We start from the raw sequence: 16,494 nt of genomic DNA on the forward strand, positions 1-16,494 counted from the left end.
ACTTTATCAAATATATTCAAATACATACGAATAGTGGAACGCCATGTCACCCTAACAAGCTAAAGTCGAAGGGGGAGGTGTTTCAGTTTAACAAATCAATTTCTGTCATTCATAAGATAAGTCATTTTTACTGACATCCTGATAAGTTTCCCGTTTCACTACTAATTTATCTATCCCATTTTCCACAAATACAACTCCAGGATTTGGAAAACGATTATAATGATTTGCCATTGAATACCCATAGGCGCCAGTCGAAAACACAGCTAAAATATCATTTGATTTAACCTCAGGTAGCGGAAGGTCCCACATCAACATATCTCCTGATTCACAGCACTTTCCTGCAATAGAGCCTTTCGTGACAATTTCCGCGTTCGCTTTATTGGCAATAACTCCTTCGTACTTGGCTTGGTACAATGCAGGTCGTAAATTATCCGTCATTCCCCCATCCACTGACATATACGTACGAATTCCTGGTATATGTTTCATTGAGCCAATAGTATATAATGTTATACCAGCGTTTCCTACAATGGAACGCCCCGGTTCAATCCATATCTCTGGCATTGGAATATCTAATCTTTCAGTATGCCCTTTTATGGCATTTGTAATGGCATGCACATAATCTCCAGCTTCAAGTGGTTTATCCTGTTTGGTATAGCGAATACCAAAACCACCGCCAACATTTAATACACTGGGGATATACTGGTAATTTTCTTTCCACTTTGTAATCGTATCAAATAGGAGATCAATTGTTTTCATAAACCGATCTGTTTCAAAAATCTGGGATCCAATGTGACAATGCAAACCTTTAACATGTATTTTATTATGTTCATGTAACAGAAGAAACGCTTGTTCAGCTTGTCCATTATGTAAATTAAACCCAAATTTCGAGTCTTCATTTCCTGTCATTATATATTGATGTGTATTCGATTCTATCCCTGGTGTTACGCGTAATAAAACGTTAATTTCATAATTATTGTTTTGTAGAATTCGCTCAATTAATTCGATTTCATAAAAATTATCAACAACGATACACCCTATATTGTTTTCAATTGCCATTAAAAGTTCTTCATAGCTTTTATTGTTTCCATGTAAATGGATTCTTTCAGTAGGAAATCCTGCTTCTAATGCGGTATGTAATTCTCCCTGTGAAACAACATCTAAGCTTAACTTTTCTTGTTTAATGACCTGAAGCATGCCAATCGATGAAAAAGCTTTACTTGCATAGGCCACTTGAGCTTGTACACCCAGATCCTTAAATGATTGCAGAAACGCTCTGCAATTTTCCCTAATTAGTGATACATCGTATACATATAATGGTGTTCCATATTTTTCTGCTAATAAAGTAGCATCTATTCCGCCAATTTCTAAATGCCCAAGCGGATTAACCTGAAAAGGATGGTTTTCTATGATCATGGAGAGCCTCCCCTGTAAATGATAGGAATACTTTATCATATCAATGAACAAAAGCGCAAACAGTTAGTTACTAAAAAACGAAAGCACTGGCTGGGGTGCTTTCGTTTTTATCTTAGTTTATTTTTCCGAGGAGGTTGTCGATAATTATTTTTCGGATGAACAATACTTGGACGGTCATTGGATAATGGAACTGGCACACGAAAAATCACTTGTACCATTGCTTTTGCATTAAACGGCAACAAAGGCCATAGATACGGGGTTCTAATTGACTTTAAGCTAGTTATAAATAAGACGTACAAGGTAAAACCAATTGTGAATCCGATCAAACCGAATGTTGCTGTTATTAAAATCAATACCATTCGTGCTAATTTATTGGCGGCGCTTAGTTCATAACTTGGAGTAACATAGGATCCGATTGCACTGAGCGAAATATAAAGGATAACCTCAGGGCTGAACATCCCTACATCAATTGCAATTTGTCCGATTAATACCGCTGCAATTAAACCCATAGCTGTTGATAATGGTGTTGGCGTGTGTATGGCTGCCATCCGTAAAAACTCGATCCCTAAATCACCCATAATGATTTGAATATAGACCGGTATATTCCCTTCTTCATTCAAGCCGATAAATGACAATTGTTTAGGCAAAAGTGATGGTTCCATTACAAACAAAAGCCATAGTGGCAAAAGAAATAAGGACATCAAAACGGCAATATATCTTGACCAACGAATAAATGTTCCTACCGCTGGAGCCTGCCTATACTCTTCTGCATGCTGCAAGTGATGAAAATAGGTTGTAGGAAGAATAATCAAACTTGGTGATGTATCCACCGTAATTAATACATGCCCTTCCAAAAGATGATTCGCAGCTATATCCGGCCTCTCTGTGTATCGAACTAAAGGATATGGACTCCATTTCCGTTTAATAATAAACTCCTCTATTGCTTTATCTGCCATGGTTATACCATCAACTTCAATTGCCTGGATCTTTTCTTTAATCACATTTACAAGACCATCATCAGCTACATCCTGTAAATAACTCACACATACATCTGTTTTTGAACGTTCACCGACCTTTAACATTTCATTTCTAAGTCTAGCATCACGGATTCTTCTTCTTGTCAGTGCGGTGTTTTCAACAATATTTTCCGTATATCCATCTCTTGATCCACGAACTACTTGTTCTGAATCAGGTTCCGATGGTGCTCGGCCTGGGTAATTACGTACATCTACTACATAGGCTTGCTTTTCTCCATCAATAAAAATTACCGTCAATCCCGATAAAAGCTCATCCACCGCTTCATCCATCGTTTTCACAGGATTCACTTGCTGATGAACTAAACGGTTTTTAATAATTTCAGGTATTTTTTTCGAATTAGTTTCTTTATCATTTATATCTACCAATTTCTTTATTATTTCTAATATAACTGACGTATCACAAAGTCCGGTTAAGTAATATAAATGAATTTTCTTTTTCATAATGATTAGTTCTCGGAAACCGAGATCGTATGATACGCCTATACCTATTTGCTCTTTCATGAACGCTTCAACATCTTTGATATCTGCTGAAACAGGCTTTTTGTTAGATTGTGTCTTAGCCAAATGCACTCCCCCCATTGATCATTTTACAAAGAAGGTCCACTGAAAAATCGAACCAAATATCTTTCCAAACACAATTGCCATTAATAACCAAAGCAATTGTCTATCTACACCAATTCGTTTTGATAAAATAGGAAATACGTTCAACACCTCTGTCAATGCCGCTGCCAGCATTCCTGTAAATATTCCATGAAACCCACCCCACATTGCTAATAAAATGAGTGGCTGATCCCATGTAGTTGCAGTAAAGGACATATAAACACCAAATAACGAGCCTGCAATAACACAGGGACCATAAAGGTTTATTAATTTCATTGAACGGCTTAGTTGAATTAACCTTGGTATAATTCCCAGCACCATTAAAAATGCTATAAATCCCGATCCGACTGCAAGACCACTAGCAAGCCCAATAATCACCTCAACAATTTTAATCAGGAACATGCTTATCGTTTAATTTATTTTCATGATAGCTTACATACTCATCGAGATCCTGCTGGTAATTATAAATTTCTACTTCTAATGGGCTAGGTTCTTCATTAAAACGTTTTTTAAACCAGTGGTTAAAATAGAGTAACATTCCCGCCCCTAATCCTACTGAATAGGGTATCTGGATCCATAATGGAAAGTCGTTATGTTCACCCGTCAATAGGTAGTGTAATTTTTGTTGAACTGCCTGCATACTAACGTCATAGTGGAAGTTCATAATTGTCATTGCTGTCCCAATGAATAAAAGTAACCATACGAATGCAACAACCAAAACAGAGGTTTCCTTTTTATGTTTCTCAATACGAATTATTGACTGCTCTGGTCCTAGTAGTTGAAACTCCAAATTTGACCATGAATTAGATAAATGATCAATAATTAAAAAGCTATCGATTATAACAATATTTTTATCTTTTTGCGTGATTCGATAAATAGGTGTTTCCTCCAGCTGTTTCTTTATTTCAGTCGGTGCAGAGATATAGGCAATATGTTTTAATTTTACGTACTGTAATTTTTCAACATTTATACGTTTTTTCATTCGTAAGTAGACAATTTCCATAATCTGTCACTCACCTCTTTTTCGTGTGTAGTTCATAGTGTTTGTCAAAATGTTGTTTTTATCACGAAAAAAAAACACCACATAAAGTGATGTAAGATTAGTCCATTATTTTTTTCATTTCATCTAAAATCTTTTTCTCTAATCGAGAGACCTGCACCTGTGATATTCCAAGCCTTTCCGCTACTTCTGATTGTGTTTTATCCTTATAATAACGTAAATATACAATTAGCCGTTCTCTTTCATTCAGTCCTCGAATAGCTTCTTGTAGTGTTATTTTGTCAAACCATCGTGTATCTTGATCCGCGATTTGGTCCAATAATGTAATCGGATCTCCATCATTTTCAAATACAGTTTCATGGATTGAGTGTAATGTTTTTGTAGCTTCCTCAGCCTGAACTACTTCTTCAGGTGTAATTTCCAGTATATAGGCAATCTCATTCACGGTTGGTGAACGTCCAAGCTCTTTGGTTAATTCATCTCTCTTTTTTCGAATTTTATTGCCTATTTCTTTAAGTGATCGACTAACTTTCACACTTCCATCATCCCGTATGAAGCGTTGAATTTCACCGATGATCATTGGTACGGCATAGGTGGAAAATCGCACATTATAGGACAAATCAAATTTATCAATTGACTTAATTAAGCCAATACTGCCGATTTGAAAAAGATCGTCTGGATCATACCCCCGATTTATGAACCGTTGTACAACCGACCATACCAATCTGACGTTTCTTTCAACCAAAATATCCCTAGCTAATTTATCCCCATTTTGGCTTTTATGAATGTATGCTTTCACTTCTTTATCCGTTAATTGTTCTTCCCGTTTATGATGCTTTACATTAACATTCATAGGCATATCCCTATTTGCAAACCGTTTTATTTTTTGTTAATTGCTTTTTCATCATAACTGTTGTACCCTCTTGTACAGTTGAAATCACATTAACGGAGTCCATAAAGTTTTCAATTATCGTGAAGCCCATTCCGGAACGTTCCAGTTCAGGTTTGGATGTAAATAAAGGCTGGCGTGCTTCATCTATATCAATAATACCAATTCCTTTATCTTTGATTGTAAGTTCAATTTCATCATCGTACAATTTACATTCAATGGCTATTTTATGATCTGCTTCATTATTGTAACCATGAATAATTGAATTTGTTACTGCCTCTGAGACAACTGTTTTTATTTCTGTAAGTTCGTCCATTGTTGGATCAAGTTGTGCGATAAACGACGCGACTAACACACGAGCAAATGATTCATTTTCACTAATGCTTGAGAACTCTACATACATTTCATTGTTCATGAAGCCACCCCCAACGTAAATAGTGCACTGCGTTCATCATCTTCCAACCTGATAATCTTAAATAACCCCGACATTTCAAATAATCGTTTAATCGGTAATGAAATAGAACAAACTACCATTTCCCCTCCAAGCTGTAATATTTCTTTATATCTACCTAAGACGACACCTAACCCTGAACTATCCATAAATGTGACGGATTGTAGATTTAAAATGACATGCTTCACAAGATTTTTTTCAATCATATTTTTCCACTGGTTTCTTAACGCCTCTGCTTCATGATGATCTAATTCCCCTTCTAAACGCACAATTAGAACATCCTCTATTACTTCGAATGTAGAATTCATCCCCACAAATTCTCCTCCTTACTAAAAGTTATATAGTCTACTTTCTGCACGCTGAAACTCAATTCCTGCAAAATGTCAAAAGAAGAAGATATTCGACAAAACTAGTTGTATTTAGCTATCTTTTGTAAAGTCCGATTAAATAGCGTAAATATACTAGCCGGTTCTGCCTTCTTTTCAACAACTAATGGTGTTTTTGATAAAATTTTATCCCCGTTTTTAACGAATATTGTTCCAACCTGTTCTCCTTTTTTTAATGGAAGAGAGATTGATTCATTTAATTCTATTGATGTTGTAAACTTTTCAGCTTTTTCGCCTTTTTTATGAACGGTGCTTATTGGTTGTGATGCAACAATTTTGATATCACTCTCTTTCGCTTTAAGTAGGTTCAATTTAGCAACCTGTGCGCCCTTTTTATAGAGATTAGTGGTTTCAAAGTGCTGAAAACTATAATCCAACATATTTGATACAATTGAATTACGTACTTTGGGAGAATCGGCACCCATGACAACAGCTATTACACGCATATCGTTCTTTTTCGCAGTGGCTGTTAAACAATATTTTGCCTCATTCGTATATCCAGTTTTTAATCCATCAACCCCTGGATAAAATTTAACCAATTTATTCGTATTTACTAACCAAAATTCGTTGTCTTGTCCTTTTCTCAAATAGTCTTCATATTTAGATGTATATTCTGTTATATTTTCATATTTTAATAAATGTTGTGCGATAATAGCCATATCATATGCCGTTGAATAATGATCATCCGCAGGTAGACCCGTAGGATTTTGGAATTTAGTATCCTTTAGACCTAATTCCTTCACTTTTTCATTCATTTTTTTAACAAATGCTTCTTCACTTCCAGCTATACGTTCAGCTAGTGCAACACTGGCATCATTGCCAGAAGCAATCGCAACACCCTTTAATAAATCGTTAACTGTCATTTCTTCCCCTGCTTCTAGAAAGATTTGAGAACCTCCCATAGATGCAGCATTTTCACTAATACGGATCTTTTCATCTAATTGAATTTTTCCATTATCTAATGCTTCCATAATTAACAATAGCGTCATGATTTTTGTCATACTTGCTGGCGGAAGCTTTTCATGTGCATTTTTATCGTAAAGAATCGTACCTGTATCTTGTTCAAGTAAAAAAGCAGATTTCGCTTTTGATGCTAGATTTAATGAATCAGTCTTCTTATCAGAATCATTACCTTCCTCAGCATAAACTGGTATCGACACTCCTACAAAAACTATAAAAACAGTACAAAGTACAATGATCCAATTTTTCATAACTGTTACCTCCAACATTCTATTTATTTCTAGGTTTTCCAATATATTCTCTTTTTATAACTAAAATAGAATAATAAAAAACACCCAAATTTCGTTTGTACCGAAATTTGGGCGTTTAGCGTTTTTAGTAAATTATTTTGTTGTAATCACATCATAGATTAAGGATGGGGCTTTAACAGAATCAGTTGCAATCGTGATACTCTGGTATAATTTTTCCTTAACAGAATCAAGGTCTGAATCATTTGCATGAATGGTTAGGAGAGACTCCCCTTCTTTTACAGAATCCCCTACTTTTTTGTGAAGGATAAGACCAACTGCCAAATCGATTTCCGATTCTTTTGTTGCTCTACCAGCTCCTAGCATCATTGCAGCAGTACCTATATCATTCGCTACAATTTCTGAAATGGTACCTGAAGTCTTAGCGGGTAATTCTAGTTTATATTCAGCTTGTGGTAATAAATCAGGATCGTCTGCTACACTTGCATCTCCACCCTGTGCTGCTAGGAAGGTTTTAAACTGCTCAAATGCTTTCCCATTAGCAATATTCTCTTCTAGCATCAATCGTGCTTCTTCAAGTGTTTCTGCCTTTTCCGCTAACAGTACCATTTGACTACCGAGCGTTAAACATAAATCCGTCAAATCTTTCGGTCCTTTACCTTTTAATGTTTCGATTGCTTCTTTTACTTCTAAAGCATTACCGATTGCATTTCCTAACGGTTGTGACATATCAGAAATGACTGCCATCGTATTTCGTCCAACCCGATTTCCAATTGAAACCATAGCTTCTGCTAAGTTTTTAGCATCGTCAAAGTCCTTCATAAATGCACCAGCACCCGTTTTAACATCCAGAACTATCGCATCAGCACCTGAAGCAATCTTTTTACTCATAATCGAGCTTGCAATTAAAGGGATAGAGTTTACGGTAGCTGTAACATCACGTAAACTGTATAATTTTTTATCAGCTGGAGTTAAATTACCAGTTTGGCCGATAACTGCAACCTTATTTTTATTAACTAAATCGATAAATTCATCAGAAGTTATCTCCACGTGAAAGCCTGGTACAGATTCCAATTTATCAATTGTTCCACCTGTGTGACCAAGTCCACGCCCACTCATTTTTGCAACCGGAACACCTAGTGATGCTACAAGAGGCGCAAGGATAAGTGTTGTTGTATCGCCAACCCCACCAGTTGAGTGCTTATCTACTTTAATTCCAGCTATGTTCGATAGGTCAATGGTATCGCCTGAATTCACCATAGAAGATGTTAGCATTGCACGTTCATCTTCTGACATATCTTGAAAATAAATGGCCATTAGTAATGCACTTACTTGATAATCAGGAATTTCATCGTTTGTATAACCATCAATAAAGTACTGAATTTCCTCTTTTGTTAAATCTTTTCCGTCACGTTTTTTTTCAATTAAATCGTACATTCTCATGATAAAAACACCTTTACAAAGAATTTTAGAAAACTTGCCTTATCGCCAAGCCTTAGTAGCACTTATGCAGTAAGAAAGGATTTATACTTTTTTAAATGCTCAGAAAAACTCGGCATTCGCCTCTTCTTTAGTGGCGAATGCCTTTAAAACATTTATGCTTTCCTTATGTTTAAGAAATTGTTTGAATGATCTTCTTTACGAATTGTAAAAAGTTTTCCTTTACTTTTTCTGTTGTTTCCATTACCTCATCATGGGTCAATGGTTGATCGAGAATTCCAGCAGCCATATTAGAAATACAAGAGATTCCTAGTACACGTATACCCGCATGTCCTGCTACAGTCACCTCTGGAACAGTTGACATTCCAACTGCATCACCACCAAGTGTTCGAAGCATATTAATTTCAGCAGGCGTTTCGTAAATTGGACCTGTATTCCCTACATAAACACCCTTCTGAACCGCTAAACCAAGATCATTTGCACACGATTCAGCATGTGAAATTAGCTCTCTACTATATACTTGTGACATATCTGGAAAACGCACACCTAAACGATCATCATTTGGTCCTATTAATGGATTATCGCCCATGTTATTAATATGATCGCTTATTAGCATTAAATCTCCAGGATTGAATCCTTTATTTATACCACCTGCAGCATTTGTTACGATAATAGATTCAATACCTAATTCTTTCATTACTCGTACCGGGAATGTAACCTGTTGCATCGTATAGCCCTCATAATAGTGAAAGCGACCTTGCATAGCAATTACTTGTTTTCCTTCAAGTGTTCCTATTACAAGCTGGCCTTTATGCCCTGTAACAGTAGACTCTGGAAAATGCGGAATGTCTTTATAAGGAATTGTAATTGGGTTTTCAATTTCATCCCCCAATACACCAAGTCCAGAACCTAGAATTAATCCTAGACCTGGCTTGGAAGTTATTTTACTTTCAATAAATGTACATGCTTCTTGTATCTCATTACTAAACATAATCCTTCTCCCCCTATCGAATTTCTTTTAAAAAGCTTGTCCCATATTCAGGCATAGTGATGTTAAAGTTTTCGGCAATTGTAGCACCAACATCTGCAAAAGTATCCCTTTCTTTTATATGCGATCCATTGTTAATGTTTTTGTGATAGGCTAATAATGGAACAAATTCACGTGTATGATCTGTCCCCGCATGAACTGGATCGTTGCCATGGTCTGCGGTAATCAATAATAGATCATCATCATTCATTTTGTTTAAAACCTCAGGAAGTCTTGCGTCATATGCTTCCAGAGCTTTTCCATACCCTTCAGGATCACGACGATGTCCGTATTTTGCATCAAAGTCAACTAGATTTAAAAAACTAATGCCATGAAAGTCTTTATCCATTGACTCTACTATTTTAGTCATTCCATCCTCATTATCTGTTGTTCGAATGGCTTCTGTTACACCTTCCCCATCATATATATCAGAAATTTTACCTAGTGCTATAACATCATGATTGGTATCCTTCAACTCATTCATAACCGTTCTGCCGAATGGTTTTAGTGCATAGTCATGTCTATTTGATGTACGTTGGAATGCTCCAGATGTTCCGACAAACGGACGTGCAATTACGCGACCAACCATATACTTTTCATCTAATGTTAACTCTCGTGCAATCTCACAAATACGGTATTGCTCCTCGAGCGGGACAATTTCCTCATGCGCAGCAATTTGTAGTACCGAATCTGCTGATGTATATACAATAATTGCCCCTGTATCCATGTGCTCTTCACCTAATTCCTCCAGTATTTCAGTACCAGAAGCAGGCTTATTACCAATAATCTTTCGACCAGATTTTGTTTCTAACTCTTGTATTAGATCTGCTGGAAAACCTTCCGGAAAGGTGCGGAATGGCTGTTCAATATGCAGACCCATTATTTCCCAATGACCAGTCATGGTATCCTTTCCATTCGATGCTTCCTGCATTTTAGTATAATGTGCCAGCGGATTTTCTTTCTTTTTAATCCCTTTAATTTCACGAATATTGCTAAGGCCCAGCTTCTCCATATTCGGCATGTAAAGCCCATTCATATGATCTGCAATATGTCCTAATGTATCTGCACCTTTATCATTAAACTTTTCTGCATCAGGCGCCTCACCGATACCAACTGAATCCATAACGATTAAAAAAACGCGTCTAAAATTATTCATGCTAATACCTCCCGTATTTATATTCCCAAGTTTTCATTAATATATGTCATTCCATTTATGTTGTAGGATGTCAGACAACTAAAAATAAAAACTAACTTATGCCCTAGGATGAAATGCTTTATATACATCTTTAAGTCGGGACTTGGACACATGCGTATAAATCTGTGTTGTCGATATATCTGCATGACCAAGCATTTCTTGTACAGCCCTTAAATCCGCTCCATTTTCCAACAAATGTGTAGCAAACGAATGTCTTAAAGTGTGTGGTGTTATATTCTTCTCAATTTGCTTCTCTTTTGCTACAGCCTTAAGAATTTTCCAAAACCCTTGTCTGGATAATGGTCTTCCGTGCTGATTCACAAAAAGAACGTCCTCTTTTTTCTTTTTCAGGATTATGCTACGTGCATGTTCCACATAATCCTCTATTGCGCTTTTGGCCACTCCACCTAATGGTACGATTCGTTCTTTAGAACCCTTCCCTAAGCACCGCACAAATCCCATCGTTAAGTGAAGGTCGTTAATTTTTAATGTAATAAGTTCAGATACTCGTAACCCTGTAGCATAAAGCAACTCAAGCATGGCTTTATTTCGAATTTCAAGGGGTGTACGTCCGTTAATTGTCAGTAGTTTTTCCACATCATTTGATGACAATACAGATGGTAATTTCATTTCTTTTTTGGGTGTTTCTATATGTATGCTCGGATCATGATCAACGAGTTGCTCACGCAATAAGTATTGATGGAACAAACGAAATGTTGAAAGTGAACGTGCAATTGTTGCAGATGATTTGTGTTCATCCTTTAATACATGTAAAAATCCTACTAAATCAGTACGAGAAATAGTGTTCCAATCCTTTTTATGAAGTTCACTTTCCAGATAATTAACATATCGCTTTAAGTCACGTCGATAAGAATTGATTGTATTGTCAGAAAGCCCACGTTCTACTTGTAAATAATGAAAGAAATCCTCAATCGCATATTTAAGCATACACGTTACTCCCCTAGTCGAAAAAATAGATTAAAGCGATCCATAAAATCGTTTCCATCATCATAAACCTTTACAGCAGGTCCTTCTGGTGGATCGTACCGATGAAATTCTTTATACTCCGCATGCATAATGCGTAATCCAAAATAAAATAAAAATGTGCATGCAGTGAATATCACAAAAACTTTTAACGTGTCCCATAACATCCGCTTCATCTAGCATTTCTCCTTTAATAGCTTCTACTATTAAAAGATATGCCAAAAAACAGGAACAATATACGTAAAACTGTAATACTATAATTAAAAATTATCCATTTTAAAAGTAACCTATTTTCTAACATTTGTAAAATCATTAGAACAAAAAAGCCCTTTTTCGTATGCTAGCAGAAAAAAGGCTCTTACTATGTGTTGTTATCCCTAGTACCATCGCCTGCCTTCTCGAAGTCTTAAGCTTCCCTGAGAGTTTTCACTAAATCTTCTAGCGAATAATCACCGCAGGAACAACTAAGATTATTTCGATGGCGCTTGCGCTTTTCTTGAGAGCAAGGAAAGTATAAGCGAAAGTCTGTCTAGCTCCAGCGCCCAGCGCCTAGTGGACAACACCCACCTCCGTACGATAAGTCAACATCGGTTATTAGAAGGAAGGCCGACTAAAAGCAGGCTTGCGCTTTTCTTATTATGTTGATTTTACAGCTACTTTTTGACATTGTTTACAAATACCATGGAATGTTAGCCGGTGGTCTTTCACTTGAAAACCCCAATCATTTTCCACTATTTTTTCTACATCTTCTAATAAGTCATCTACAATTTCTTCAACTGATCCACATTCAATACAAACTAAATGATGATGAAAGTGTTCTGCCCCTTCTTTACGAAGATCGTACCTTGAAACACCATCACCAAAATTAATTTTGTCTACAATCTTCAATTCCGATAATAACTCTAATGTACGATATACTGTTGCAAGGCCAATTTCCGGTGCTTTATCTTTTACTAATAAATAAATTTCCTCTGCACTTAAATGATCTTCTTCTCGTTCCAATAATACTCTAACCGTTGCCTCACGTTGTGGAGTCAGCTTATAGCTCTGTGCATGGAGTAGCTTTTTAATTCGATCAATTCGGTGTTCCATGGCAAGTCTCCTCCCTCACTATTCCCACTTATATTATATGCACAGTTGAAACGAGTGTCAAAGTATAATTATTATAAATAACTAACAGTAACTATTATTATATAATATTTATTATTGTTTATAAAACGATCTGATCAAAGCTTCCATTGCTTCATTCGAAACATATGCCTCCATTAATGCAGCGAGTAGTGCTCCCGCCAATAATAATGTAAACACAATCGTATATTGACTAAGCGGCTGCATAATTGGACGCGATAGTCGCCTGGAAAACAATTTATTTAATAAGGTTAGGGAGAAAATCATCGATAAACTACCTGCTATAAGATAAATCGGTATGACCACCAAATTTTGTGGTGCAATAGATAATGATGCAAGGAATAATCCCTTAAACCCTAGTTGATTAACAATAAAACCAACAGAAAATCCAACGACCAATCCTTTTAAAAATAATAATACCCATACAATCGGCAAGCCAATAACCGACAACCCGAGAATAAATAATAAAAGCAAATATTTAGCGTGATAAAAAAAGCTATTCTTAAATATTTCACCATTATCAATTTCCTGACTACCAGCAATCTTCTCGAAAAAACGTTCGAGATAAAAGAATAGGTCCTGCTTCTGTATAACGTTCATGCTATTCACAATAATTGCACCAAAAATAACTCCTGTTAAGAACAGAACTAACATAAATAAGTAGATAGTTGCGTATTTTTTTACATGATCAACGATTAGCGTTTTATTTTGAAACATCGGAGTCCTCCATTCTAAGGGAAAATCGGCATTCGCCTCGTCTTAAATAGCGAATGCCGAAGTACTTAAGTCCTTTAAATTTTTATAATCCTTAAGTTGTACAAACTATCGTATACTTAAAAACTATGAGGAATTCCGAATAAAAATACCATAATCTACTTTTTTTATATTAATATTTTAGAATTAAGAAGGATTAATACTACCATATTTTCCGCCACCGCCTGCTGTAATCATTAATTCTCCATTTCGCATTTGAATAATTGCTTTTGCCAATTTTTCTGGGACAACCTCTTTCAAATTATCTAACGGTACATGATGAATAATATTCATTTCTGTATCAAAATTTTCTAGTAGTTTTTTGAACGTTTTTGGACCAAGTGATGGCAAATATTCAAGTGGAACCTGGTACATATATGGAGGCCGATTTACTTTTTTTCCATCTGCATTAGCTAGCTCTTGAATTCGATCAAAAACTCCTTTAACGATTTTTGTTGAACCACACGTTGGACAGACTTGATCGCTTGTTGTCAGGGGCTCATAGCATTTACTGCAAACAGTGGTATGGTATTTTCCAAGCTTAGGGTTCATTCCAAAATTACGGCTTACCTTTCTATCCTTTACTTGATGTAATGCCCAGTTGAACTCTTTAAATGATGGCTCTTCCATTTCAATTTCCTGATACTCCCTTGCAATTTTGCCTAAGGAGTGGGCATCTGAGTTCGAAACAAATGTATAAGCATGCAGTTCTTCTATTTGATCAGCCATATTGGTGTCTGAGCTAAGGCCCAGCTCGATTGCGTCGATTAAATCTGGATCAAAAACCTCTTCAAGTGACTGCTTCACACCTTTTCCATATGTACTCTTAAATGGCGTAAATACATGGGCTGGAATAAACAAACCATCCATTTCCTTCACTTTATACTGTAACGCTTTTGCTGACCCATAATAACGCTGTGAGCTCAAGTTAATATTTGTCATTTTAGTAGCCAACCACTCGGTAAACTCTTCCATTTTTGCTAGTGTTGGAAGATAACATAGAACATGTATAGGACCCTGGCAATTCTCATCATACACTTCAATCTCCGAGCCGAGAATTAAGGTCACATCCTCAAATCGAACGCCGCCACCTTCAAGTTCCCTGGCCTGATTATTAGCTAATAATTGTTTTAATTCCTGTTGAACATGTGGTGCGTGACTATCTATTATTCCTATCAAGTGGATGCCTTTATTTCTAGTCGATTCTAGTAAAATGTTTGTTAGTGTTAGGCTTTTAGCTCCTGTAATTTTTACTGGTTTATCATACATATCGCGGCCGATGTGAATATGTAGATCAGCAAAGAATGGTTGTAGCATTTATTACATCATCTCCAATGTCTCTAAGTAAAGAATTGCGTAATTTGTTTTCGCATCATGTATGCGATTTTCTTTCACATATTGTTTTGCTTCTTCAAGTGTTAGCTCTAGTAACTCTAAAAATTCATCTTCATCGCCTTCTATTTTTTCATTCAAGGGTTCGAGTTTATCGCTTATATATATGTGCATAAGTTCATCTGCAAAGCCAGGTGATGTATAAAATGACGCCACAAATTTTAATTCGTTTGTTGTATAGCCTGTTTCCTCTTCTAATTCTCGAATTGCTGTTGTCTCCGGCCCTTCGCCATGTTCTAATTTACCGGCTGGTATTTCAACAAGTGACTTTTCTAATGGCTTTCGATATTGTTCAACAAAAATGATTTTATTATCCTTTGTAATCGGAATGATGGCAACCGCTCCAGGGTGTTTGATAATTTCACGCTTGGATGTCTTACCATTAGGTAGTGTCACATCATCAACTTGTAAATGTACAACCTTACCGTCATATATTTTTTCCGATTGTATTGTTTTTTCCTCAAATTTCTTCATGAACAGCTCACCCTCTACTTACTTTTCCCCATTTTAACATAATTTAATAGTGAATTTATGACGAAATAGTTGTATTTACACAAACTAGTTTTTACACTATTTATATAGAGTGCAAAAAATTGGAGGCTAAAGAATGAACAAAAATCGTTTAGGAAAATCGGATATATATTTATCAGATTTAACACTTGGCTGTATGTCACTTGGAGCGAGTCCCAATAAAGCAAGCGAAATTATTGATGAAGCTTTAGATGCTGGAATCAATCATCTCGATACGGCCGATTTATACGATTTTGGAATGAATGAAGAAATAGTTGGAGAGGCCATCAAAAGTAAACGTAAGGATATTATTTTAACAACAAAAGTTGGCAATCATTTTGACCGCGCGAAAAAAGATTGGTACTGGGATCCATCAAAATCACATATTAAACAGGGATTAAAAGACAGCCTGCGACGGTTGCAAACTGATTATCTGGATTTCTACATGCTTCACGGCGGAACAATAGATGATCCTATTGAAGAAACAATTTCTGCTTTTGATGAATTAAAACAAGAAGGTGTTATTCGCGCATACGGCATTTCTTCGATTAGACCAAATGTCATTCATGAATATGTACAGCGCTCATCCATAGATGGCGTGATGATGCAATACAACATGCTTGATCGCCGTCCAGAAGAGGAAATATTGGATTTGCTGGAGCGACATACTATTAGTGTTTTAGCACGGGGGCCATTAGCAAAAGGCACGCTTACGGAAAAAGGAAATCAACAAATCGAAAAGAAAGCACAGGATGGATTTCTCGATTATTCTCATGAAGAATTAATTCAAATTTATCGAGAATTATCAAATAAAGTGGATGATTCCCAGCTTAGCAGTATAGCGTTTAACTATGTTTTACATCACCCTGCTGTTGCGAGTGCTGTGTTTGGAGCAAGCTCTATCAATCAAGTAAAAAATAATGTAGCTTTTAATACTGGAAGGCCAATGACTGATGAACTTTATGCTTCACTTCAGGCTATAACGAAACCAATTAAATTTGATAAACATAGATAATGAAATCCGGGGCGTGTCTAGCTCCGGTTTTTATTTGTTATTAGGATTTCCTCAACAAGCTTTGAA

At 36.2% G+C, this 16,494-nt stretch carries 18 protein-coding genes; 1 reads left to right on the forward strand and 17 read right to left on the reverse strand.

The genetic code is table 11. From position 1 onward, the window contains the following. Positions 1-105: 105 nt before the first annotated feature. The 17 genes from lysA to LG329_RS01975 all read right to left on the reverse strand — a co-directional run bounded on the left by lysA (position 106) and on the right by LG329_RS01975 (position 15,377). On the reverse strand, positions 106-1,413 hold the full coding sequence (gene lysA, locus LG329_RS01895; RefSeq protein ID WP_404452899.1) for a diaminopimelate decarboxylase: 1,308 nt from the start codon (positions 1,411-1,413) through the stop codon (positions 106-108). Between the two features lie 107 nt (positions 1,414-1,520). Further along, positions 1,521-3,029 carry a spore germination protein gene (locus LG329_RS01900; protein WP_404452900.1) on the reverse strand — a complete coding sequence of 503 codons (1,509 nt, stop codon included), beginning with the start codon at positions 3,027-3,029 and terminating at the stop codon, positions 1,521-1,523. Between the two features lie 3 nt (positions 3,030-3,032). Continuing rightward, positions 3,033-3,452 (reverse strand): stage V sporulation protein AB, encoded by a 420-nt coding sequence (locus LG329_RS01905; protein ID WP_404452901.1) that lies wholly within the window; start codon positions 3,450-3,452, stop codon positions 3,033-3,035. Continuing rightward, the gene (locus LG329_RS01910) at positions 3,439-4,053 is read right to left on the reverse strand and encodes a stage V sporulation protein AA (protein ID WP_404452902.1); all 615 of its coding nucleotides are present in this window, start codon (positions 4,051-4,053) and stop codon (positions 3,439-3,441) included. The genes LG329_RS01905 and LG329_RS01910 overlap by 14 nt, the downstream gene beginning before the upstream one ends. 97 nt (positions 4,054-4,150) lie before the next feature. Next, entirely contained in the window at positions 4,151-4,903 is a 753-nt protein-coding gene (gene sigF / locus LG329_RS01915) for an RNA polymerase sporulation sigma factor SigF (protein ID WP_404452903.1), read from the reverse strand. 10 nt (positions 4,904-4,913) lie between these two features. Continuing rightward, positions 4,914-5,354 carry an anti-sigma F factor gene (gene spoIIAB / locus LG329_RS01920; RefSeq protein WP_404452904.1) on the reverse strand — a complete coding sequence of 147 codons (441 nt, stop codon included), beginning with the start codon at positions 5,352-5,354 and terminating at the stop codon, positions 4,914-4,916. Further along, positions 5,351-5,698, reverse strand: coding sequence for an anti-sigma F factor antagonist (gene spoIIAA, locus LG329_RS01925; RefSeq protein ID WP_404456366.1), 348 nt, complete (start codon positions 5,696-5,698; stop codon positions 5,351-5,353). Before spoIIAA ends, spoIIAB begins: the two co-directional genes overlap by 4 nt. A gap of 101 nt (positions 5,699-5,799) precedes the next feature. Next, positions 5,800-6,987, reverse strand: coding sequence for a D-alanyl-D-alanine carboxypeptidase family protein (locus LG329_RS01930; RefSeq protein WP_404452905.1), 1,188 nt, complete (start codon positions 6,985-6,987; stop codon positions 5,800-5,802). A gap of 132 nt (positions 6,988-7,119) precedes the next feature. After that, a complete protein-coding gene (locus tag LG329_RS01935) occupies positions 7,120-8,427 on the reverse strand; it encodes a pyrimidine-nucleoside phosphorylase (RefSeq protein ID WP_404452906.1) in 1,308 nt (435 codons plus the stop codon). Between the two features lie 169 nt (positions 8,428-8,596). Beyond that, positions 8,597-9,415: a purine-nucleoside phosphorylase gene (locus LG329_RS01940; RefSeq protein WP_404452907.1), complete on the reverse strand. Its 819-nt coding sequence runs from the start codon at positions 9,413-9,415 to the stop codon at positions 8,597-8,599. 13 nt (positions 9,416-9,428) lie between these two features. Beyond that, positions 9,429-10,607 (reverse strand): phosphopentomutase, encoded by a 1,179-nt coding sequence (gene deoB / locus LG329_RS01945; protein ID WP_404452908.1) that lies wholly within the window; start codon positions 10,605-10,607, stop codon positions 9,429-9,431. 96 nt (positions 10,608-10,703) lie between these two features. Then, positions 10,704-11,594 (reverse strand): site-specific tyrosine recombinase XerD, encoded by an 891-nt coding sequence (gene xerD, locus LG329_RS01950; RefSeq protein WP_404452909.1) that lies wholly within the window; start codon positions 11,592-11,594, stop codon positions 10,704-10,706. Positions 11,595-11,599: 5 nt separating this feature from the next. Then, positions 11,600-11,806, reverse strand: coding sequence for a DUF4227 family protein (locus tag LG329_RS01955; RefSeq protein WP_404452910.1), 207 nt, complete (start codon positions 11,804-11,806; stop codon positions 11,600-11,602). A 460-nt stretch (positions 11,807-12,266) separates the two neighbouring features. Continuing rightward, positions 12,267-12,722 carry a Fur family transcriptional regulator gene (locus LG329_RS01960; RefSeq protein WP_404452911.1) on the reverse strand — a complete coding sequence of 152 codons (456 nt, stop codon included), beginning with the start codon at positions 12,720-12,722 and terminating at the stop codon, positions 12,267-12,269. 111 nt (positions 12,723-12,833) lie between these two features. Further along, positions 12,834-13,475 (reverse strand): stage II sporulation protein M, encoded by a 642-nt coding sequence (gene spoIIM / locus LG329_RS01965; RefSeq protein ID WP_404452912.1) that lies wholly within the window; start codon positions 13,473-13,475, stop codon positions 12,834-12,836. Positions 13,476-13,658: 183 nt separating this feature from the next. Then, the gene (locus tag LG329_RS01970) at positions 13,659-14,828 is read right to left on the reverse strand and encodes an endonuclease Q family protein (RefSeq protein ID WP_404452913.1); all 1,170 of its coding nucleotides are present in this window, start codon (positions 14,826-14,828) and stop codon (positions 13,659-13,661) included. A gap of 3 nt (positions 14,829-14,831) precedes the next feature. Then, entirely contained in the window at positions 14,832-15,377 is a 546-nt protein-coding gene (locus tag LG329_RS01975; RefSeq protein WP_404452914.1) for an NUDIX hydrolase, read from the reverse strand. A gap of 133 nt (positions 15,378-15,510) precedes the next feature. Here LG329_RS01975 and LG329_RS01980 point away from each other — a divergent pair, with 133 nt between their 5' ends. Further along, a complete protein-coding gene (locus tag LG329_RS01980) occupies positions 15,511-16,428 on the forward strand; it encodes an aldo/keto reductase (RefSeq protein ID WP_404452915.1) in 918 nt (305 codons plus the stop codon). Positions 16,429-16,494: the final 66 nt, after the last annotated feature.

This window comes from Virgibacillus necropolis (assembly GCF_044793635.1).
Taxonomy (GTDB): Bacteria; Bacillota; Bacilli; order Bacillales; family Amphibacillaceae; genus Virgibacillus_F; species Virgibacillus_F necropolis_A.